We start from the raw sequence: 19385 nt of genomic DNA, 5'->3' as shown, positions 1-19385 counted from the left end.
TGACTGATGCCCGGTAGAGGATGGGGTTTACCATGCAAATCATACGATTTGCGCTTATTGATTTCTGCCCTAAGACAGAAATTGACTACAAACTACTTAAAAACTTTTCATCAGCACGGCTAAGCAAGCCTGCTGCGCGTGCTGCAACGATCAAATCAGGGCGTTTCTGCTGACTGGCCAACAAAGCCTGCTGGCGTCGCCATTTTTCAATCTCGGCATGGTTGCCACCCAATAACACGGCTGGCACGGATTCTTCTTCGAAGATTTCCGGTCGCGTGTAGTGCGGGCAATCCAGCAAGCCATTCACAAAACTGTCTTCAACCGCCGATGCATCATCATGCAAGACACCGGGAATCTGGCGTATCACCGCATCCATCAGCGCCATTGCAGGCAATTCACCGCCAGACAGAACGAAATCGCCAAGGCTGATTTCTTCATCGACGTAATTATCCAGCAAACGCTGATCAACCGCTTCATATCGCCCACACAACAGTACCAGACCACTGGCCTCCGTCAGCTGCATTACCTTTTGATGGGTAAGCGGCCTGCCCTGCGGCGACAGATAAATCACCTTTGGGGCTGTCTGGGATGATTCAGTCTGACGCAGCTTCGCAGCGGCAATTGCAGCCTGCAAAGGTTTTGCCATCATCACCATACCTGGGCCACCGCCATAAGACCGGTCATCCACAGTACGATGTTTGTCACTGGTAAAATCGCGGGGATTCCAGAGCTTCAATTCGCATTTTTTTTGTTCAAATGCACGCCGTGTTACGCCTGATTGCGTAATAGCTGCGAACATTTCAGGAAACAGCGTAATGACATCAAACTGCATGTGCATGCCTTCTGATTGCATTACGTTAATAGTCCCTGCCCCAGTCGACCAGAATTTTTCTTGCCTTCTGATCTACTTCTTTAACGAAGTTTTCGACAAAGGGAATCAGCAGTTCGTGTTTCGCCAGTTCAGCTTCAGGAACATCCTGCGCAGCAACCCTTAGAATAGGATGCGCACCGTTATCCATCATGTCTCTGACGACACCTAAATTTTCGCCTTGCAGATTGTCTACCTGCAGACCCATGAGGTCTACCCAATAGAATTCGCCAGTCGCCAATGCCGGGAAATGCTTACGGGAAATTTGAACGGAAGAGCCTTTCAGCGCCTCAGCCGCATTTCTGTCAGGCACACCCACCAGTCGCGCCACTACGTCTTCACCATGGATTTTGACTTCCATGCGGTCAACATCGTGTAAATCTGGCTTGTTCAACCACCAGGTCTTAGCTGACAACATTGCATCAGCATCGGAAGAATAAGGACGTATCCTTACCCAACCATGAATACCAAATGCTCCCGAGATATAGCCAACCAGGACTAAATCATCAGGAACATGAACTTCAGCAGCCATCAAAGCCAGCGATTAAGCTGCTGCTTTGCTGGATTGCGCTACCAGGCGTGCTACTGCTGGCGACAACTGCGCGCCAACACCTTGCCAGTATGCGAGGCGATCTGCTGCGACACGAACTGTCTCAGCATTACCAGTTGCTACAGGATTGTAGAAACCGATACGCTCGATAAAGCGACCATCGCGACGATTACGGGAATCAGTTGCAACGATGTTGTAAAAAGGGCGCTTTTTTGCGCCACCACGAGCTAAACGAATAACGACCATAATATTTCCAAAAAATGTCTGAACGCGGAAAAAGCTGTAGATTATAGCCCGTTTCTTAAGCAAGTCGCAAGGACTATCCCACTTTTCCCCGTCATTTCGCCTTGTTTATGGAAGTAGCGTGACAATTACGACACGGTTTGGCGGTATGACATACAATCACAGCTTCGTATTTTACCGCTTGCCCCCATGACACAAACGCATAAAAATAAAACCCTGGCCACTTTGCTGGCAGCCGTACTGGGCGCATTTGGCGCGCACCGCTTTTATCTTCGTGGCAAGAAAGACAAATGGGGCTGGCTGCATTTCATTGCCCTGCCCATCTCCGCAATCATCGCCCACTTCTATTTCGGCCAGCCTGGCTTGCTGACTTATGGCCTGCTAACACTGTCATTTTTGATTGCCATACTGGAAACCCTGGTATTGGGCCTGATGTCGGATGAAAAATGGGATGCCAGATTCAATGCTGGCTCTGGCAAGGTCAGTGATTCTTCATGGCCACTGGCGCTGATACTGGTGTTAAGCCTTGGCATAGGCGCAGGATCACTGATTGCCGTCATTGCCCGCGCTTTTGATTTGCTTTATACCGGCGGTGCTTACGGCTAAGCTGTACTGGCTACAGAAACAAAAATGGCTCAAGCAAACTTGAGCCATTTTTTTTACCCTTTTCTACTTCCTGGTGTTTTGGAACCTGTTGATAATCTGTAGCGAACGTCAGCGGGATGAAGAGCAGCGTATGAGCCCCCGATCACGCACGCGCAGTAAGACAGGAAACAGGTTCTTAGAACTGATCCTCTTCCAGCGCCATCACCCCTGCACTGCCATCGACGATCGCTGAGCGCAAACCTTGGGCTGCGGACAGGATATGGTCAGCAAAATAACGTGCCGTCGCAATTTTTGCTTTATAGAACGCGGCATCCCCTGCGCCTGCATCCAGCTTTTGCTGGGCGACGATGGCAGCACGCGCCATTTGCCAGCCACCCAGAACGATACCTGCCAGCTTCAAATACAGCACGCTACCGGCAAAGACGCCTTTGATATCCTGCTTGAAGTTGGTGACAACATAATCGACCGCGCTTTCCAGCGCAGCAGAACCAGCGACCAGTTGACGCTGTATTGCCAGCATGTCAGCAGAACCACTTGCCGCCAGTTGCGCTTCCGTTTCACGGATTTGCGCGATAAAGGCTTTGGCTGTTGCGCCGCCATCACGGGCAGTCTTGCGCCCCACCAGATCATTCGCCTGAATTGCTGTCGTGCCTTCATAGATCGTCAAGATCCTGGAATCACGATAATGCTGCGCAGCACCAGTTTCTTCAATAAAGCCCATGCCACCATGCACCTGTACACCCGTCGATGTGACATCCAGTGACATTTCTGTCGACCAACCCTTGACGACAGGCACCAGATATTCATACATGGCCTGATGCGCCTTGCGCACGCCCGTATCAGCATGGTGATGGGCGAAATCGCTGATACCGGCAGCCACATAAGCCAGCGCACGTGCGCCTTCAGTCTGTGCACGCATGGACATCAGCATACGACGTACATCAGGGTGATTGATGATGGCAACCGGGCCGGCAGAGCCTGCCAGGTCACGCGATTGCACACGGTCTTTGGCGTATTGAACCGCCTTTTGATAAGCGCGTTCTGCCACGCCTATGCCCTGCATGCCAACGCCAAAACGGGCGGCATTCATCATGATGAACATATATTCAAGGCCGCGGTTTTCTTCACCGACCAGCGTGCCTATCGCGCCGCCGTTGTCACCAAACTGCAATACCGCAGTCGGGCTGGCCTTGATGCCCAGTTTGTGTTCTATCGATACACAGTGTGCATCATTGCGCGCACCCAGTGTGCCATCAGCATTGACCAGGAATTTTGGCACGATGAACAGGGAAATACCTTTGACGCCTTCTGGTGCATCCGGCGTACGTGCCAGCACCAGGTGGACGATATTTTCTGCCATATCGTGTTCACCATAGGTGATGAAAATCTTGGTGCCGTAGACTTTGTAAGTACCGTCGCCTTGGGGCACGGCACGGCTGCGGACCATCGCCAGGTCAGACCCGGCTTGTGGCTCGGTCAAATTCATGGTGCCGGTCCACTTACCGGAAATCAGATTTTCCAGGTAGATGGCTTTTTGTTCATCTGTACCTGCAGTCAGCAGGGCTTCAATCGCACCGTCTGTCAGCAGCGGGCAAAGCGCAAACGAGATACTGGCGGCATTCAACATTTCTATGCAAGGTGTCGCCACCAGCTTGGGCAAGCCCTGGCCGCCAAATTCTTGCGGGTGCTGCACACCCTGCCAGCCTGCCTCGCCAAACATCTTGAAGGCTTCCTTGAAACCCTTGGTGGTGAAGACTTCGCCGTCTTTCCAGTAGCTCGGTGCCTGGTCGCCTGGCCAGTTCAATGGGGCCACCACTTCACCGGCAAATTTGGCGTTTTCTTCCAGCACCGCTTCTACGGTTTCTGCCGTCGCATCTTCACAACCAGGCAAGGCACTGACTTCAGCCAGACCAGCCAGTTCATTGATGATGAACAGCATGTCTTTGACAGGGGCAACATAGCTCATTTTTGTATCCCAAAAAAAGAAGAAGGGGCAGGTCAGGAAGATCGCCAGAATGATGCGATAAACCGCTTACCTGCCCCCCAGTCAGATCACTAAGGTGACCAACAAATTACGTGAATCAAGGAATCCCTGAGGAAGCGTAGCGAGCGGCGTTAGTTTGGCTCATTGAAAACCCGGAAGCGCTTCGTACGACTGTACGGCGAGCATCGCAGGCCCAAAATAGCGTCGCGCAGTAGCTTAATCAGGGGTTCCTTTTTAGCCCAGTTCAGCTACCAACTGTGGAACGATATCAAACAGATCGCCAACGATGCCGTAGTCAGCTACCGAGAAGATCGGTGCTTCTGGATCTTTGTTGATGGCGACGATGGTTTTGGAATCTTTCATACCGGCCAGATGCTGGATCGCGCCGGAGATACCGACGGCGATGTACAGTTGCGGAGCAACGATTTTGCCGGTTTGGCCAACTTGCCAGTCATTCGGTACAAAGCCAGCATCCACCGCAGCACGGGATGCACCCATGGCCGCACCCAGCTTGTCAGCCAACGGTTCCAGAATTTTGAAGTTTTCGCCAGAACCCATACCACGGCCACCAGAAACGATGACTTTGGCAGCGGTCAATTCAGGACGGTCAGACTTGGCCACTTCGCGCGAAACGAAAGCAGATTTACCAGAGTCAGCAACAGCAGCAACAGTTTCTACAGCAGCAGAGCCACCAGTAGCCGCAGCATCAAAGCCTGTTGTACGTACAGTGATGACCTTGATCGCATCTGTCGATTGTACAGTCGCGATGGCGTTACCAGCGTAGATAGGACGCTCGAAAGTGTCAGGACTGTCTACTTTGGTGATTTCAGAGATTTGCGAGACGTCGAGCTTGGCAGCAACGCGTGGCAAAATGTTTTTGCCGTAGGCAGTTGCCGGTGCCAGGATGTGGCTGTAGCCAGAAGCGATTGCCAATACCTGCTCGGCAATGTTTTCTGCCAGGCCATCGGCAAAATGCGCTGCATCTGCATGCAATACTTTACTGACGCCAGCGATTTGTGCAGCAGCTTGTGCAACTGCGCCAGCATTGTGGCCAGCAACCAGTACGTGTACATCTGCGCCGCATTGTGCAGCAGCAGTAACGGTATTCAATGTGCTGCCCTTGAGGCCAGCATTGTCGTGTTCAGCGATGACGAGTGTAGTCATGATGTCTTCCACTTGATGTATTGTCAGGATCAATATCCCGGCAACAAAAATTATTCTTAAATTCTGTCTTTATGAAAGCTGAAAGCTATCAGCCAATAACCTTGGCTTCATTGCGCAGCTTGGCAACCAGGGTCGCCACGTCAGGCACTTTGATACCGGCGCTGCGTTTTGGTGGCTCGGTGACTTTCAAGGTCTTGACGCGGGAAGCAACGTCGACACCCAGGTCTGCTGGCTTGACATTGTCCAGTTGTTTTTTTTTGGCTTTCATGATGTTAGGCAAAGTCACATAACGTGGCTCATTCAAGCGCAAGTCTGTGGTGATGATGGCTGGCAGTGTCAGGGACAATGTTTCCAGACCACCGTCCACTTCACGCGTGACCGTGGCTTTACCATCAGCAACCGTGACTTTGGAAGCGAAAGTCGCCTGTGGCCAACCCAGCAGGGCTGCCAGCATCTGGCCGGTCTGGTTGCAATCATCATCAATCGCCTGTTTGCCGAGGATGATCAGTTGTGGTTGCTCTTTATCAGCCAGTGCCTTGAGCAATTTAGCCACAGCCAGCGGTTGCAGTTCTGCATCGCTTTCGACCAGAATGCCACGGTCAGCACCAATTGCCATCGCGGTACGCAGGGTTTCCTGGCATTGTGCCACGCCGCAAGAAACAGCAATCACCTCGGTCACCACGCCCGCTTCTTTCAGGCGGGTCGCTTCTTCAACAGCGATTTCATCAAATGGGTTCATGGACATTTTGACGTTGGCGATATCAACGCCAGAGCCATCAGATTTGACGCGTACTTTGACGTTGTAATCGACGACGCGTTTGACTGGTACCAGGACTTTCATAGTTCTGCCTTTATGAGCTAATTGGGGAATACCGAAGGTAATGCGAATGTAAACTGAAAAACTGATTAAAACTGAATAAGTTTGAAGCCAACAGCAGACGTACACCTTGCAGAAAACAAGTTGATTGCGAACAATACGACGCACTTACAAATCACATATTAAGCGCATCTTACTTCGCTTTCGCTTCCACAAATTGACGTATACGTAAATTGTAGTGATTATAAAACGAAAACATCAAGATTTTGCATAATTTAGCACGAGCGTTCTTTTTAATCCACTTCAACACTAGAGAGGAATGCCTAATCGAAACCAAAGGCAAACGATAAATATCGCCAACAAGCAAGTAAACCAGAGGCGATATCAACGCTGAATCAATGCTGAATCAGCGTTCAATCAACGTTGAATTAAACAGATCAGATCTTGCAGGCGTAAAAAAACCCGCAACAGCATTGCGGGTTTTAGCGAGCGGATAACAGCATCTCAACAACTTTGGATTTGAGACCGACATATCCAATTCAAACAAGCAATCGCAAATTATTTGCGCTTGATGAAATATTCAAACTCTTTACTGCCTTCCATGTGCGACAGCAATTCATTGCCGGTTTGCTTGGAGAAAGCTTTAAAGTCGCGAACAGATCCAGGATCAGTCGCCAAGACATGCAAGACTTCACCGGTGAGCATTTCTGCCAGTGCTTTCTTGGTCTTTAAAATTGGAAGAGGACAGTTCAGTCCGCGTGCATCCAGTTCTTTATTGAATTGCATGATTTTCCCAGTAATACAAATTGAGTAAGCATATACGCCCGACAATTGATGCACCAATTCTACCGGAATTTTCATTTGTATGGTGCATCGCAGCAGACTAACAACAAAAGACCAAATATTTTACAAAGTTTCCGCACTACAATAGTGCAAAACCCAGGATTTTTCGTCCAAAGCCGCTACTCTCATCTTAGTCATTAAACTTACTGCTGGCTTACTTAGTTCGGATATTTCATCAAAACAATTGTAAAACTGCTGCTCCATGATCAGGCAGATGCAAATTTCCACACGCTTTGGCAGGTCGCCAACGTCTATCCTTTTGCAATGCAAAAGACCCGGGCTTACTTGCCTTCCCATTCCCTGTAGACAGGCTCCAGCCCGCGTGAACGCATCCAGTCAGCCATGGCATGGCCGGTACCGGCATTCCAGGGGCGCAGTTTTTCCGGTTCTATCAGACGGTATTCGACCAGTTCTGGTGACAAAGTGACCGTACCAGATGCCTTCACATGGTAGGCGATGATGAGCTCATTCTTTCGGATGAACTCATACACGCCTAACAGGGTGATCTGATCGGCATTAAGGTCTGTTTCTTCTTTGAGTTCGCGGGCCACGCCCTGCTCCGGGGTTTCGCCGCGTTCCATGAAGCCGGTGATGAGGGCAAAGCTTTTTTCTGGCCAGGCGGCATTGCGGGCCAGCATGATCTTGCCATCCAGTTCAACCAGGGCAGCCAATACTGGCAGGGGATTATCCCAATGTGTCCAATGCCCTTCGGGACAGGCCAGTCTTAATTTACCTGCTTCTTGCTCATCTGCACGTTCGATTAATGATGTGGCACAGACCGGGCAAAATTTCATTTCCATCAAAATCCTCGGGGCTTATCAAGTTTTTCGGGTACAGGCTCAGGTTTCACGCACGGGCACCATGGCCTGATGCGGATGCAGGCGCGCCATCGCATAACTATCGACAAATTCGCCATTGCGAAATGCGTAGGCACGATGGGTGCCTTCTATTTCAAAACCAAATTTTTTGTAAAGACGGATGGCAGCAGTGTTATCGCAAAACACGGTCAATTCTATACGCAGCAAATTGAGCCAGTTATCAGAAATATGCAGGATTTCCGTCAGCAAGGCCGTGCCTATACCACGCCCGGAGAAGGAATCAGCCACACCCATGCCCAGAGCGGCGACATGGGCGCGTCTTTGCTTTTTCTCAAGATGCAGGCTGGCGCTACCCACCACGACGCCATCATAAATGGCGACCAGGCGGGTATCTTTGGGGTCGGCATTTTCCAGCCGCTCTTGCCACAATTCGAAAGAAGGATGTGGCAATTGCAAAGTACCGGCATAAGTGCTGGTGCTGGCGAAAACACGTTGCAGCTGTGCTGCATCCGAGATTTCTGCGCGACGTACGTGGATCATACCCGTGAATTTACCCATTCAGAAACTCCTGCCAAGGCTTTCGCAAGACCGCTCGCATCGGTACCGCCAGCTTGCGCCATATCAGGGCGACCGCCACCTTTGCCACCGACTTGCTGCGCAACAAAATTGACCAGATCACCAGCTTTGACCCTCGAAGTACTGTCCGCAGTCACACCGGCAATCAGGCTGACCTTGCCATCATTGACTGCTGCCAGCACGATGGCCGCTGTTTTCAGCTTGTCTTTAAGCTTGTCCATGGTTTCACGCAGGGCTGTCACATCAGCGCCTTCCAGCGTTGCTGCCAGCACCTTGATGCCTTTGACATCCACTGCTTGTGATACCAGGTCATCGCCCTGGCTGGAAGCCATTTTTGATTTCAATGTCGCCAGTTCTTTTTCCAGCGCCTTGACATGATCCTGCACCTGACCAATACGCAACGTCAATTCTTCCGGCTGGGTTTTCAGGGCAGCGGCAGCTTCATTGATACGGCTATTGAGGTTTTGCACCAGCGTCAATGCCACTTCACCCGTTACCGCTTCAACACGGCGGATACCGGCAGCAACACCACCTTCAGCAACGATCTTGAACAGACCGATATCACCCGTGCGGGAGACATGCGTACCGCCACACAGTTCACGCGAAGAACCGATATCCAGCACACGTACTTCATCGCCGTATTTTTCGCCGAACAGCGCCATCGCGCCATGCTTGACCGCATCGTCATAGCCCATGACTTGGGCCTGGGTGGCAGCATTCGCCAGAATTTCACGGTTGACGATGGTTTCCACCTGACGGATTTCATCCGCAGTCATGGGGCCATTATGGCTAAAGTCGAAGCGGGTTTTTTCCACATCCACCAGAGAACCTTTTTGTGCGACATGGCTGCCCAGTACTTCGCGCAAGGCCTTGTGCATCAAATGCGTGGCAGAGTGATTGCGCATGGTTTGTGCGCGAATTTCTGCATTCACTTCTGCCTTGAGACTTTGTGCCAGGCTCAGACTGCCTGATTTCAAAACGCCATGGTGACCGAATACATCAGCTTGTACCTTCAACGTATCGCTGACTTCAAACACCGTACCATCCGCCGTCACCAGGACACCGGAGTCACCAGCCTGGCCGCCTGATTCAGCATAGAAAGGCGTCGTGTCGAGCACCACGATAGCTTGCTGGCCAGCCTTGATTTCATTGACGGCGCTGCCATCGACATACAAAGCGACCACCCTGGCTTCGTGTTGCAACTGATCGTAGCCAACGAATTTGGTTTTATCGCCGCTGTACTCCATTGCCGCAGCCATCTTGAATTTGCCGCCTTCACGTGAATTTGTGCGCTGCTCTTCCATCGCCACGTTAAAGCCAGCTTCATCCAGCACAACGTCGCGCTCACGGCAGATATCTGCCGTCAGATCCAGCGGGAAGCCGTAAGTGTCGTACAAAGTGAACGCTGTTCTGCCGTCCAGATTTTTGCTGTCTTTGGCGAGAGCGGCTTCCAGTATCTTCATACCGTGTTCCAGCGTTTCGCCAAAACGTTCTTCTTCTTGTTTCAATACCTGGGCAACACGCTCAGCCGCCTCAGCCAGTTCAGGATAAGCAACACCCATTTCCTTGACCAGATCAGGCACCAGCTTGTAGAAGAAAGGCTGGCTCTGACCCAGCTTGTGGCCATGACGCAAGGCACGGCGGGTAATACGGCGCAATACATAACCACGGCCTTCATTGCCAGGGATGATGCCGTCAACGATCAAAAAGCCCGCGCAGCGGATATGATCTGCAATCACGCGCAGGGAATTGTTTTCCAGGTCCGTACAGCCAGTTTCACGCGCAGCGGCTTTGATCAGGTTCTGGAAAGTATCGATTTCATAGTTGGAATGCACATGCTGCAAAACAGCAGACAGACGTTCCAAACCCATGCCGGTATCCACACATGGTTTAGGCAAAGGGTTCAGGACACCAGCTTCATCCTTGTTGAACTGCATGAACACCAGATTCCAGATTTCAATGAAACGGTCGCCATCTTCATCTGGCGAACCTGGAGGGCCACCCCAGATTTCCGGACCATGGTCATAGAAAATCTCGGTACAGGGACCGCAAGGGCCCGTGTCAGCCATTTGCCAGAAATTGTCGGATGCATAACGCGCACCCTTGTTGTCGCCGATACGGATAATGCGCTCTACCGGTACACCGATTTCATTTTTCCAGATATCGTAGGCTTCGTCATCTTCCTGATAGACGGTGACGGTCAGCTTGTCTTTTGGCAAACCATAGACTGTCGTCAGCAATTCCCACGCATAGTGAATCGCATCTTTCTTGAAATAATCGCCGAAAGAGAAATTGCCCAGCATCTCAAAGAAGGTATGGTGACGCGCGGTATAACCGACGTTTTCCAGATCATTATGCTTACCACCAGCACGCACACTGCGCTGCGCTGTCGTGGCACGCGTATAGGCACGTTTGTCTTGCCCCAGAAACACGTCCTTGAACTGCACCATACCGGAGTTGGTGAACAGCAAGGTCGGGTCATTGCCAGGGATCAGACTGGAAGAACGAACACGGGTGTGGCCTTTGGATTCGAAAAAGCTGAGGAATTTATCGCGGATTTCTGACGAGTTCATAGAGTGATAGTTCAAAGCTGAAAAATAGGGGTAATTTCTGATTATACGGTATAAATTCGGCTATATATCTATGGGTGCTGATAGCTGGCGACTGGGATTATTGGAAAAAGTGCCTAAAAACGGAAGACCTCTCAACACAGAGGCACGGAGACACAGAGAAAAACGGAGGAAACCGGGACGTGTTTTTTGATGATTTGACGTTGTTTTATCAGCAGCAGAACGTAGACATAAGAGCAACTTAATCGTACGCATATCCATCTCGGCTTGCTAACCACCGCCACGCAGACCTCAAGACAAAGGCAAGCGCATGCACTTTACAGTCGATTTCAAGAACCGCAACAGCCTCGATATCTCGTTCGATCTCGACCTCACCGAACCCGTCATCGTCAAACAAAACGGCGCCCGGCTGGCCATCACCCACGCTGTTGAAGTCCCCCCAGGCTACGTCGCCCCTCTACTGGCAACTCTACAACGGCAACAAGCTGCTGGCCGGATGGCAGGTACACCCACATACCTCCCATATAGTGCAAGGCGACGTTACCCCTTGGAAAACTGGGCTAGTACCCTGCTGCCCAAACTAGACTCCGCCGCCCGTCGCAAACTCACCCACCAGATAGCGCAAGACCTGCGCCGCCAGCAACAAACCCGCTTCCAGGCACAACAAACCCAGGCGCCCCCCCCAACACACCGCGCAAACAACGCAAAAACATCCGGCAAACAAGGCCACATTAAAAAGCAAAAAAGCCCGCATGTTCAATAAGCTAAGGATGAATACCCACCTCAAGCCAAAGGCAGACGGCAATGGGCTGGAACTATGACCCGCGTAGCCAGCATCGCGCGGGGGCATCAATACCAAATACTGGATAAGGTTGTGCCGAGTGGGAGTGATATTCAGTATGAATAGAGGCGAGTTTTGGGAATCGACCCAACAACCACAAAAATAATATTTGATACCTTCAACGGTCTTCGAGTAATGTAAGGACTCTACTGACAGAATATATGCTGGATGCCTTCTCATGAATAGCTATGAATGAATCGATACGAATTACCTGCAAAGCAAACATCATTTACGCGATAAACAAATTAAAGCAGTATCGCACCGACGCCCGCTCTGACCCTGGAACTTCAAAGCCAAATCCAGATATTGAAAATACGTGTTTTGTAGGGGGAACGCAGATTCATGCGGAAGATGGTATATGGGATATTGAACTTATTGGCTCTGGTGACATGGTCTTGTCTCGTTGCGAAGAGACAGGTGAGCTAATGTATCGTGAGGTTATTCGTAGGTTTGAGCACGAAGATCAGGAAACTTTTTGTGTCAGATACGAAAACGAACTTGGTGAAATGGATTGGGTAGTAACTACCGCAGGACATCCTTTTTGGGTAAAAAATATAGGCTGGATAAAAGCAATTGATTTAAAAGAGGGGCATGAGCTGGAAATTTGTGATCCGTATCAGAGACACCCTACACGTGATCGTGAGAAGTGGAGAATTGCGGTTACTGAAAAACTGACACGCACTTGGCCGGCGAGAGTAATTAGCGTTACAAATCAGCATAGTCTTCGAACTGTTTACAACTTTGAGGTTGAGGGCTTCCATACCTATTTTGTCGGTAATTTTGGTGTATTGGTACACAATAAAAATAATGAATCAATATAAATGCGGATAGCTATAACCATGATTTTGAAATGATTATTAAGGTTTTTACAGACTCGTCATGAGCGCGATTACGTTAACGCCCATGAGTTGCTAAGCTAATTAGCCACCTGCAAAACCTGACACACTTTGGCGTCATTGCCGAAGTGGCGCATGGCTGCATACCGCAAATGCACCTGCAAATTGGCGATATCAAAACCGACTTCTAGCCGTTCGCAATCGTGTGGTTGAAAAAGCAAAGATCTGGAACCCACCCAACTGGGAGAACAAGGCATTTTGTTCTCATGGGGTAATACCGTTGGGACACTTCTGCTTAAATCCAGACTAATTCTCCTACAAACAAAACCGCCAGCATAAGCTGGCGGTTTTGTTTTGGGCTTTGCATTTACAGCGTCGCATACCGCCAAAGCTTAATTTGTTGCCGTGCTTGCATTGTGTTTTTTATTACGAATTTTCTTGCTCGCACGGTTTTCTTCATGTTCGAGCTTGGCGCGTTCGGCTCCTGTGACGACGCCGTCAGCTTTGGCGGCTTGCTTGTCGGCTTCGATTTTGGTTTCGCGTTTTTCCAGGTTGGTCGCTTCTTTTGCGGTCAGGGCACCAGTTTCCATGCCTTTGGCTACGCGTTTTTGCTGTACTTCCTGGCGTTTATCGATATTCGGGGTATTGGTTTGTGCGAAGACGGAACCTGCGATCATTGTGGCGACCAGTGCAGCAGCAAATTGGATGGATTTCATGGTTTTTCCCTTTGAAAAGTTTCAGCGATCAGTTTTATTGTGGATGAGCAGGCAGCCCATGTGCCAATAACGCCGCTGCGATTTTTTCTGATGACACCAAAAATGTAATCAGTGTAAGCACTCGTAACCGCCCTATTTGCCATGGGAAAATTTAGAAATCAGCCGGTATCAAATCTATCCTGTCGGTACAAAATGCATCGACACCCCAGTGCAGGATTTCTGTTGCCCGTTCCGGGGTGTTGACGGTGTAGCAAAATACGCCATAACCGCCATCCTTGATTTCCTTTGTCATTTCTGGCGTCAGGTATTTGTGATTGGTGTGCAAGGCTCTGGCGGCCAGTTCCTGTAAGCATGCTTTCCAGTCTCGTGTGACTTTGTCCATCAAAAAACCACGCGGTATCGTTGGGGCTGCGTGTTTGGCCGCCATCAGGGCGCTAAAAGAAAAGGAAGAGAACAGTGGCAGGTGCAAGTCATCCGTCACGGCGACGTCAGCAAACAAGGCCTGCGTCTGCTCTGCCACGACGCGACCGGTTTCTTCTTCGACACCAGGTGCGGGCTTGATTTCCACATTCATCCATATGCCATGCTGGCGGCAAAAATGCACGATGTCGGCGTACAGTGGCACAGGTTCACCGGCAAAGCGCTCGGCCAGCCATTTGCCTGCATCTTTTTTTTGCAAATCGGCGGCCAGGGTATCCGCTACGGCACCGTGACCAGATACGGTCCGGCCAAATTCCGGATCATGCATCAGCACAGGAATGCCGTCTTTTGATAACATGACATCAAATTCCACGGCAGCAAAACCGTGTTCCAGTCCGCAACGCATCGCGGCCAGTGTGTTTTCTGGCGCTAAAATCCCACCACCACGATGGGCGATGACTTTAGGATAGGGCCACATCATGCTCTCCCAATAAAATAATTCACAGGATAATCGAAGATGACGACAACGTCGCTACAAAAAACTGCCCTTGGTCATATCCGTGTGCTGGACTTGACCCGGGTGCTGGCTGGCCCCTGGTGTGCACAAAACCTGGCCGACCTGGGTGCCGAAGTCATCAAGGTTGAAAAGCCCGGTAGTGGTGACGATACCCGCACCTGGGGGCCGCCGTATTTACGCGATGCAGAAGGCAACAATACGACGGAAGCTGCCTATTACCTGGCAGCGAACCGCAGCAAGCAGGCGATTACTGTCGACATTGCGACGCCTGAAGGCCAGGACATCATACGCAAACTGGCGGCTCAGTCGGATGTGGTGCTGGAAAATTATAAAGTCGGCCAGTTGAAAAAATACGGGCTGGATTACGCATCACTGAAATTGATCAAGCCCGATCTCGTGTATTGCTCCATTACCGGCTTCGGTCAGGATGGCCCGTATGCACACAGGGCTGGCTATGATTTTATCGTGCAGGGCATGGGCGGCTTCATGTCATTGACGGGTGAACGCGATGACCTGCCTGGTGGTGGCCCGCAAAAAGCTGGCGTCGCCATTGCCGATTTAATGACGGGCATGTATTCGACCATCGCCGTCATGGCTGCACTGACGCACAGGGACAGGACAGGTGAAGGCCAATACATCGATATGGCCTTGCTGGATGTACAGGTGGCCATGCTGGCCAATATGAACATGAATTACCTCGCCAGTGGCAATGCCCCCAAACGCTGGGGCAACGCGCACCCGAATATTGTGCCTTACCAGACCTTTGCCACGGCAGATGGCCACATCATTGTGGCAGCAGGCAATGATGGCCAGTATAAAAAATTTGTGCAGATGGGTGGCATGCCCGAACTGGCAGACGACCCGCGTTTCAGCACCAACCCCAAGCGGGTTGAGCACAGGGATATGCTGGTGCCGATACTGGCAGAAATGGTCAGGCAAAAAACCAAGCAAGAGTGGATCAGCCTGCTCGAAGACGCTGGCGTCCCCTGCGGCCCTATCAATACCTTGAATGAAGTGTTTGAAGACCCGCAGGTAAAGGCACGTGAAATGCAGTTCGACCTGCCCCACCCTACCGCCGGAAAAGTCAAACTGGTGGCCAACCCGATGAAGATGTCGGCAACACCGGCTGTCTATCCTAGTGCGCCGCCGTTGCTGGGGCAACATACGGACAATGTATTAAACAAGTTATTAGGGTATTCCGATACGGAACTACAAGACTTGAAAAAACGCAAAATCATTTAAGCTTTGGCCTCTCGTCCGTGGCCTGACTGGCCCCGCTATTGCGGGCACTGGCGACTATTTTTAGCGTGCTGGCGACAAAAAGCACGCGTTTCGTCCTGTTCTGATGTCATTGACGGCGCGGCCGGTGTAGTCTGCTGGCAGGCATATTATTAATAAGACCAACATGAACAACTCTGCTTTACACCAGTTCAAGATTTATCTGAGTTCAAGCCTGCTACCTAAGTTACGGCTAAACCTCAGGCAATTCATCACCGATTTGCCTCGGCTTTTAGGCATCAATGTCACTTGTGGCTTTGCGGTTACCTATGTCATGCGGGTGGGTGGCAATCTGATTGATAACATCATCTTCTCGATGTTCATCGGCTTTTCTGCTTACAGCTTGATCAAGTTCACGAAGCGCCTGATCTGGGGAGAGGGCCAGCCGCATACCGTCGGTTTTTATGTCATGTGCGTCATTGTGGCCCCCCTTGCCTTCTTGATTGGATCAAGCCTGGCGGCAATCAGTTTCAACTATCCGATCGAGCACGTCATACATTTCGAATGGTCGTATGTCAGCAGCTTTGTGACGATGACCAGCATTGTCAGCCTGGTGGCTGCCTGGTCATTCTGGAGTCGTATCAAAATCTCGGAACTGGTCGCCGCTGCCGAAGCAGAAAAGGCCAAGAATGCAGCGATAGAAAAACAGGCCCTGCAAGCGCAATTGCAATTATTGCAAGCGCAAATTGAACCACATATGCTGTTCAATACCCTGGCAAATTTACAGGGGCTGATTGCGATTGACCCGCCGCGCGCCCAGCATATGCTGGCGCAACTGATTATCTATCTGCGCAATACACTCAGTTCTTCGCGAGCCGAGCAAACCACGCTGAAGCAGGAATTCACCCTCATGCAAGCCTATCTGGAATTACTGGCCATACGCATGGGAAAGCGTCTTCGCTATACGCTCGACCTGCCTGATGAATTGCAGCAAAAAACCATCGCCCCCATGCTGCTGCAACCTTTGGTGGAAAATGCCATCAAACATGGCCTGGAACCCAAAATGGAGGGTGGCAGCATACACGTGGTAGCCACGCAGGAAGACATGCAATTACACCTGAAGGTCATTGATACAGGACTTGGCCTGCCTTTCAATTATGACGATAATGTGAATATTGTTTCACCAGAAGGGCATCATCTTGGCAATGCCAATATCCGGGATCGCCTGCTGGCCTTGTACGGGCCACAGGCACGACTGACTTTGCTGGCGAACCAGCCAGAAGGTACGATAGCCCATATCACTATTCCATTACAATAAAACCATGACACCAAAACGCGCCCTTATAGCTGAAGACGAACCCATCCTTGCACTGACCCTGCAAAAAATGCTGGAAAAACTCTGGCCGGAATTACAGATCTGCGCCATGGCAGAAAACGGCGTTGAAGCCGTGCAGGAAGCACTGAATAATTTACCTGACATATTATTCCTTGATATCAAGATGCCAGGTAAAACCGGCCTGGAAGTCGCACAGGAGCTGGCCGAGGAATGGCCAGACGACAAGGCTTTTCCGCTGATCGTCTATGTCACCGCCTATGATGAATTTGCCATTGAGGCGTTTGAACACTCAGCGTCTGATTATGTGTTGAAACCTGCCAGCGAAGAAAGGCTGGGCAAGACCGTACAAAGATTGCAAGCCAGGCTCGACGATGGCGTGCAACGCCCCAATGAGCTGGAACGCGTGCTGGAACAATTGCGCCATCTGGTACCCGGACAAGGTTTGCCCGCCAGCCTGCCCGGCAACCAGCCCGCCGCAGAACGCCTGCGCATCATACGCGCCGCCGTTGGCAACCAGATACGCATGATACCGGTCGACGATGTGCTGTATTTTGAGGCAACAGACAAATATGTCAACGTTGTCACCAGAGAGCATTCTTCCCTGATACGCAGCAGCCTGCGCGAACTGCTGCCACAACTCGACAGCAGCATTTTCTGGCAGATACACCGTAGTACTGTGGTCAATACCCTGCACATACAGATCGCCAACAAGGATGAAACCGGCAAGATCAGCCTGAAGTTAAAAGGCAGTGAAGACAAGCTGCAAGTCAGCCGGGTTTATGCACATTTGTTCCGCCAGATGTAATATGCATGCCATTGCGGCATCAGGCAAAAAAACAAATTTACGCTTACAGGCAGGCCTTCAAGAATGAATTCGTCGAATAATTTAAATGATTTACAGTGGCAGTGCGCCAGTTTTGCTGAACTAGGCAATCTGCAACTGCATGCCATTTACCAGGCGCGCAGTGCCGTATTTGTCATCGAACAGAATTGTGTGTATCAGGATGTGGACGGCAAAGACCCGCTTTCTCATCACCTGATTGCCTGGACAGCGGAAGGTGAAGTGGCTGCCTATCTGCGCATCGTGCCCGCTGGCATCAGCTTTCATGAAGCTTCACTGGGCCGCGTCATCAGCACCCAGGGCTGGCGTGGTACGGGTGTAGGCAAGCAGTTGATAGCGAAAGGGATAGAAGCATTATGGCAAATCTATCCGGCAGCCGACATCCGCATCGGTGCACAGGCGTATCTGGAAAAATTCTATGGCAGCTTTGGTTTTCAGACTGTTTCGCCCATGTATCTGGAAGATGATATTCCGCATGTAGAGATGCTGCTGACAGCAAACTAGGTAAAATTGGCTACAAATCGCTTATAATGCTGTCGAATCAATGACTTACTGAATTTATCATGCCGGCTGTAATCCAAACTCCAGACAATCCCTACGTCAATATCTCCGCCTACAAATTTATCACTTTCGATGACACGGCTGAAAAACGCCAGGCGTTTATCGATAAATGCAAGGAACTTAACCTGAAGGGCACCATACTGTTGACGCCCGAAGGCATCAATATGTTCCTGGCTGGCCTGCGTCTTGAAATTGATGCCTACATGGACTGGTTGCATGAAGACCCGCGCTTTGCTGACGTGATTGCCAAGGAAAGTTTTTCTGACCGCCAGCCGTTCACCAAATTACTGGTCAAGCTGAAAGCCGAAATCATCACCATGCGCATGCCGTTGATCAAGCCTGAAGAAGGCCGTGCGCCAGCGGTGGATGCGCATACCCTGAAGCGCTGGCTTGATCAGGGCCATGATGACAGCGGTAAACCCGTGGTGATGGTTGATACACGCAATGATTTTGAAGTAGACGTTGGCAGTTTTGACAATACCATTGATTATCGCATTGCCAAGTTTACGGAATTCCCGGCGGTGATCGAAGCGAATCGCGCTTCCCTGAATGACAAAACCGTCGTGACTTTCTGCACCGGCGGCATACGCTGTGAAAAAGCTGCCATCCATATGCAAAATGTCGGTTTTGACAGCGTCTATCAACTCGAAGGCGGCATCCTCAAGTATTTTGAAGAAGTCGGTGGCGATCATTATCATGGCGACTGCTTTGTATTTGACTATCGCACGGCGCTCAATCCGCAACTGGAAGCCACCGATACCAAACAATGCTTTGCTTGCCGTGCTGTCATCACACCACGTGAGCAATTGTCACCCTGGTATATTCCAGGCAAATCTTGCCCGCATTGCATGAAAGAATCCAGCGATAGCAGCGCTGCCAGCCTTAGCTCCGCAGAAGTCACGGCCGGATAATCCTGCCGACTACAATAGAAAGCGCATTCCTGACGAGTTCAGGGATGCGCTTTTTGCTTTTCATACTGGAACTAAGACTATGATGAAGAGTCAAATCCCTGTTGCAGGCAATCATCAGCCAGCAATCCAAAAATCCAGATAAAAAATAT

At 50.6% G+C, this 19385-nt stretch carries 19 protein-coding genes and 1 pseudogene; 8 read left to right on the top strand and 12 right to left on the bottom strand.

The features are described from left to right. Window positions 1–85: 85 nt before the first annotated feature. The 3 genes from trmD to rpsP are packed head-to-tail and all read right to left on the bottom strand — an operon-like array spanning window position 86 to window position 1664. Entirely contained in the window at window positions 86–832 is a 747-nt protein-coding gene (trmD, locus tag ACO0LH_RS19590; RefSeq protein WP_422942818.1) for a tRNA (guanosine(37)-N1)-methyltransferase TrmD, read from the bottom strand. 25 nt (window positions 833–857) lie between these two features. Continuing rightward, a complete protein-coding gene (rimM, locus tag ACO0LH_RS19585; protein ID WP_422942817.1) occupies window positions 858–1400 on the bottom strand; it encodes a ribosome maturation factor RimM in 543 nt (180 codons plus the stop codon). Window positions 1401–1412: 12 nt separating this feature from the next. Next, window positions 1413–1664 (bottom strand): 30S ribosomal protein S16, encoded by a 252-nt coding sequence (rpsP, locus tag ACO0LH_RS19580; protein WP_422942816.1) that lies wholly within the window; start codon window positions 1662–1664, stop codon window positions 1413–1415. Window positions 1665–1850: 186 nt separating this feature from the next. Here rpsP and ACO0LH_RS19575 point away from each other — a divergent pair, with 186 nt between their 5' ends. Further along, window positions 1851–2267, top strand: coding sequence for an NINE protein (locus ACO0LH_RS19575; RefSeq protein ID WP_422942815.1), 417 nt, complete (start codon window positions 1851–1853; stop codon window positions 2265–2267). Between the two features lie 175 nt (window positions 2268–2442). Here ACO0LH_RS19575 and ACO0LH_RS19570 read toward each other — a convergent pair whose 3' ends face one another. The 7 genes from ACO0LH_RS19570 to alaS all read right to left on the bottom strand — a co-directional run bounded on the left by ACO0LH_RS19570 (window position 2443) and on the right by alaS (window position 11042). After that, window positions 2443–4233 (bottom strand): acyl-CoA dehydrogenase, encoded by a 1791-nt coding sequence (locus ACO0LH_RS19570; RefSeq protein ID WP_422942814.1) that lies wholly within the window; start codon window positions 4231–4233, stop codon window positions 2443–2445. Between the two features lie 252 nt (window positions 4234–4485). Continuing rightward, entirely contained in the window at window positions 4486–5415 is a 930-nt protein-coding gene (locus ACO0LH_RS19565) for an electron transfer flavoprotein subunit alpha/FixB family protein (protein WP_422942813.1), read from the bottom strand. A gap of 88 nt (window positions 5416–5503) precedes the next feature. Continuing rightward, window positions 5504–6256 carry an electron transfer flavoprotein subunit beta/FixA family protein gene (locus ACO0LH_RS19560; protein WP_162042137.1) on the bottom strand — a complete coding sequence of 251 codons (753 nt, stop codon included), beginning with the start codon at window positions 6254–6256 and terminating at the stop codon, window positions 5504–5506. 534 nt (window positions 6257–6790) lie between these two features. Next, entirely contained in the window at window positions 6791–7018 is a 228-nt protein-coding gene (locus ACO0LH_RS19555; protein ID WP_186947484.1) for a sulfurtransferase TusA family protein, read from the bottom strand. Window positions 7019–7356: 338 nt separating this feature from the next. Beyond that, entirely contained in the window at window positions 7357–7878 is a 522-nt protein-coding gene (locus tag ACO0LH_RS19550) for an NUDIX domain-containing protein (protein ID WP_422942812.1), read from the bottom strand. Between the two features lie 36 nt (window positions 7879–7914). Next, a complete protein-coding gene (locus ACO0LH_RS19545; protein WP_422942811.1) occupies window positions 7915–8451 on the bottom strand; it encodes a GNAT family N-acetyltransferase in 537 nt (178 codons plus the stop codon). Further along, window positions 8430–11042: an alanine--tRNA ligase gene (gene alaS / locus ACO0LH_RS19540; RefSeq protein ID WP_422942810.1), complete on the bottom strand. Its 2613-nt coding sequence runs from the start codon at window positions 11040–11042 to the stop codon at window positions 8430–8432. The genes ACO0LH_RS19545 and alaS overlap by 22 nt, the downstream gene beginning before the upstream one ends. A gap of 301 nt (window positions 11043–11343) precedes the next feature. Here alaS and ACO0LH_RS19535 point away from each other — a divergent pair. Then, a pseudogene (locus ACO0LH_RS19535) lies at window positions 11344–11802 on the top strand (hypothetical protein); the annotation flags it as partial. A gap of 266 nt (window positions 11803–12068) precedes the next feature. Beyond that, entirely contained in the window at window positions 12069–12701 is a 633-nt protein-coding gene (locus ACO0LH_RS19530; protein ID WP_422942809.1) for a polymorphic toxin-type HINT domain-containing protein, read from the top strand. A gap of 407 nt (window positions 12702–13108) precedes the next feature. Here ACO0LH_RS19530 and ACO0LH_RS19525 read toward each other — a convergent pair whose 3' ends face one another. Both ACO0LH_RS19525 and ugpQ read right to left on the bottom strand, forming a co-directional pair. Further along, on the bottom strand, window positions 13109–13432 hold the full coding sequence (locus tag ACO0LH_RS19525) for a hypothetical protein (RefSeq protein ID WP_422942808.1): 324 nt from the start codon (window positions 13430–13432) through the stop codon (window positions 13109–13111). Between the two features lie 151 nt (window positions 13433–13583). After that, window positions 13584–14330, bottom strand: coding sequence for a glycerophosphodiester phosphodiesterase (gene ugpQ / locus ACO0LH_RS19520; protein ID WP_422942807.1), 747 nt, complete (start codon window positions 14328–14330; stop codon window positions 13584–13586). Window positions 14331–14369: 39 nt separating this feature from the next. Between ugpQ and ACO0LH_RS19515 the strand changes: the two genes are divergently transcribed. The 5 genes from ACO0LH_RS19515 to ACO0LH_RS19495 all read left to right on the top strand — a co-directional run bounded on the left by ACO0LH_RS19515 (window position 14370) and on the right by ACO0LH_RS19495 (window position 19236). Continuing rightward, entirely contained in the window at window positions 14370–15611 is a 1242-nt protein-coding gene (locus ACO0LH_RS19515; RefSeq protein WP_422942806.1) for a CaiB/BaiF CoA transferase family protein, read from the top strand. A gap of 163 nt (window positions 15612–15774) precedes the next feature. Continuing rightward, window positions 15775–16905 (top strand): sensor histidine kinase, encoded by a 1131-nt coding sequence (locus ACO0LH_RS19510; protein ID WP_422942805.1) that lies wholly within the window; start codon window positions 15775–15777, stop codon window positions 16903–16905. Window positions 16906–16909: 4 nt separating this feature from the next. Beyond that, window positions 16910–17728 carry a LytR/AlgR family response regulator transcription factor gene (locus tag ACO0LH_RS19505; RefSeq protein ID WP_422942804.1) on the top strand — a complete coding sequence of 273 codons (819 nt, stop codon included), beginning with the start codon at window positions 16910–16912 and terminating at the stop codon, window positions 17726–17728. A 63-nt stretch (window positions 17729–17791) separates the two neighbouring features. Further along, on the top strand, window positions 17792–18268 hold the full coding sequence (locus tag ACO0LH_RS19500; protein ID WP_422942803.1) for a GNAT family N-acetyltransferase: 477 nt from the start codon (window positions 17792–17794) through the stop codon (window positions 18266–18268). Between the two features lie 59 nt (window positions 18269–18327). After that, entirely contained in the window at window positions 18328–19236 is a 909-nt protein-coding gene (locus ACO0LH_RS19495) for a sulfurtransferase (RefSeq protein ID WP_422942802.1), read from the top strand. Window positions 19237–19385 lie beyond the last annotated feature (149 nt).

Origin of the sequence: Undibacterium sp. TJN19 (genome assembly GCF_049339485.1) — a bacterium.
GTDB lineage: Bacteria > Pseudomonadota > Gammaproteobacteria > Burkholderiales > Burkholderiaceae_D > Undibacterium.
Note: the sequence above shows the minus strand (reverse complement) of the source record. Positions and strands in the feature narration are given on the sequence as shown.

Coding starts and splice junctions, on each gene's coding strand:
- trmD (WP_422942818.1), bottom strand. CDS start 832: ATGCAGTTTGATGTCATTACGCTGTTTCCTGAAATGTTCGCAGCTATT.
- rimM (WP_422942817.1), bottom strand. CDS start 1,400: ATGGCTGCTGAAGTTCATGTTCCTGATGATTTAGTCCTGGTTGGCTAT.
- rpsP (WP_422942816.1), bottom strand. CDS start 1,664: ATGGTCGTTATTCGTTTAGCTCGTGGTGGCGCAAAAAAGCGCCCTTTT.
- ACO0LH_RS19575 (WP_422942815.1), top strand. CDS start 1,851: ATGACACAAACGCATAAAAATAAAACCCTGGCCACTTTGCTGGCAGCC.
- ACO0LH_RS19570 (WP_422942814.1), bottom strand. CDS start 4,233: ATGAGCTATGTTGCCCCTGTCAAAGACATGCTGTTCATCATCAATGAA.
- ACO0LH_RS19565 (WP_422942813.1), bottom strand. CDS start 5,415: ATGACTACACTCGTCATCGCTGAACACGACAATGCTGGCCTCAAGGGC.
- ACO0LH_RS19560 (WP_162042137.1), bottom strand. CDS start 6,256: ATGAAAGTCCTGGTACCAGTCAAACGCGTCGTCGATTACAACGTCAAA.
- ACO0LH_RS19555 (WP_186947484.1), bottom strand. CDS start 7,018: ATGCAATTCAATAAAGAACTGGATGCACGCGGACTGAACTGTCCTCTT.
- ACO0LH_RS19545 (WP_422942811.1), bottom strand. CDS start 8,451: ATGGGTAAATTCACGGGTATGATCCACGTACGTCGCGCAGAAATCTCG.
- alaS (WP_422942810.1), bottom strand. CDS start 11,042: ATGAACTCGTCAGAAATCCGCGATAAATTCCTCAGCTTTTTCGAATCC.
- ACO0LH_RS19530 (WP_422942809.1), top strand. CDS start 12,069: ATGAATGAATCGATACGAATTACCTGCAAAGCAAACATCATTTACGCG.
- ACO0LH_RS19525 (WP_422942808.1), bottom strand. CDS start 13,432: ATGAAATCCATCCAATTTGCTGCTGCACTGGTCGCCACAATGATCGCA.
- ugpQ (WP_422942807.1), bottom strand. CDS start 14,330: ATGTGGCCCTATCCTAAAGTCATCGCCCATCGTGGTGGTGGGATTTTA.
- ACO0LH_RS19515 (WP_422942806.1), top strand. CDS start 14,370: ATGACGACAACGTCGCTACAAAAAACTGCCCTTGGTCATATCCGTGTG.
- ACO0LH_RS19510 (WP_422942805.1), top strand. CDS start 15,775: ATGAACAACTCTGCTTTACACCAGTTCAAGATTTATCTGAGTTCAAGC.
- ACO0LH_RS19505 (WP_422942804.1), top strand. CDS start 16,910: ATGACACCAAAACGCGCCCTTATAGCTGAAGACGAACCCATCCTTGCA.
- ACO0LH_RS19500 (WP_422942803.1), top strand. CDS start 17,792: ATGAATTCGTCGAATAATTTAAATGATTTACAGTGGCAGTGCGCCAGT.
- ACO0LH_RS19495 (WP_422942802.1), top strand. CDS start 18,328: ATGCCGGCTGTAATCCAAACTCCAGACAATCCCTACGTCAATATCTCC.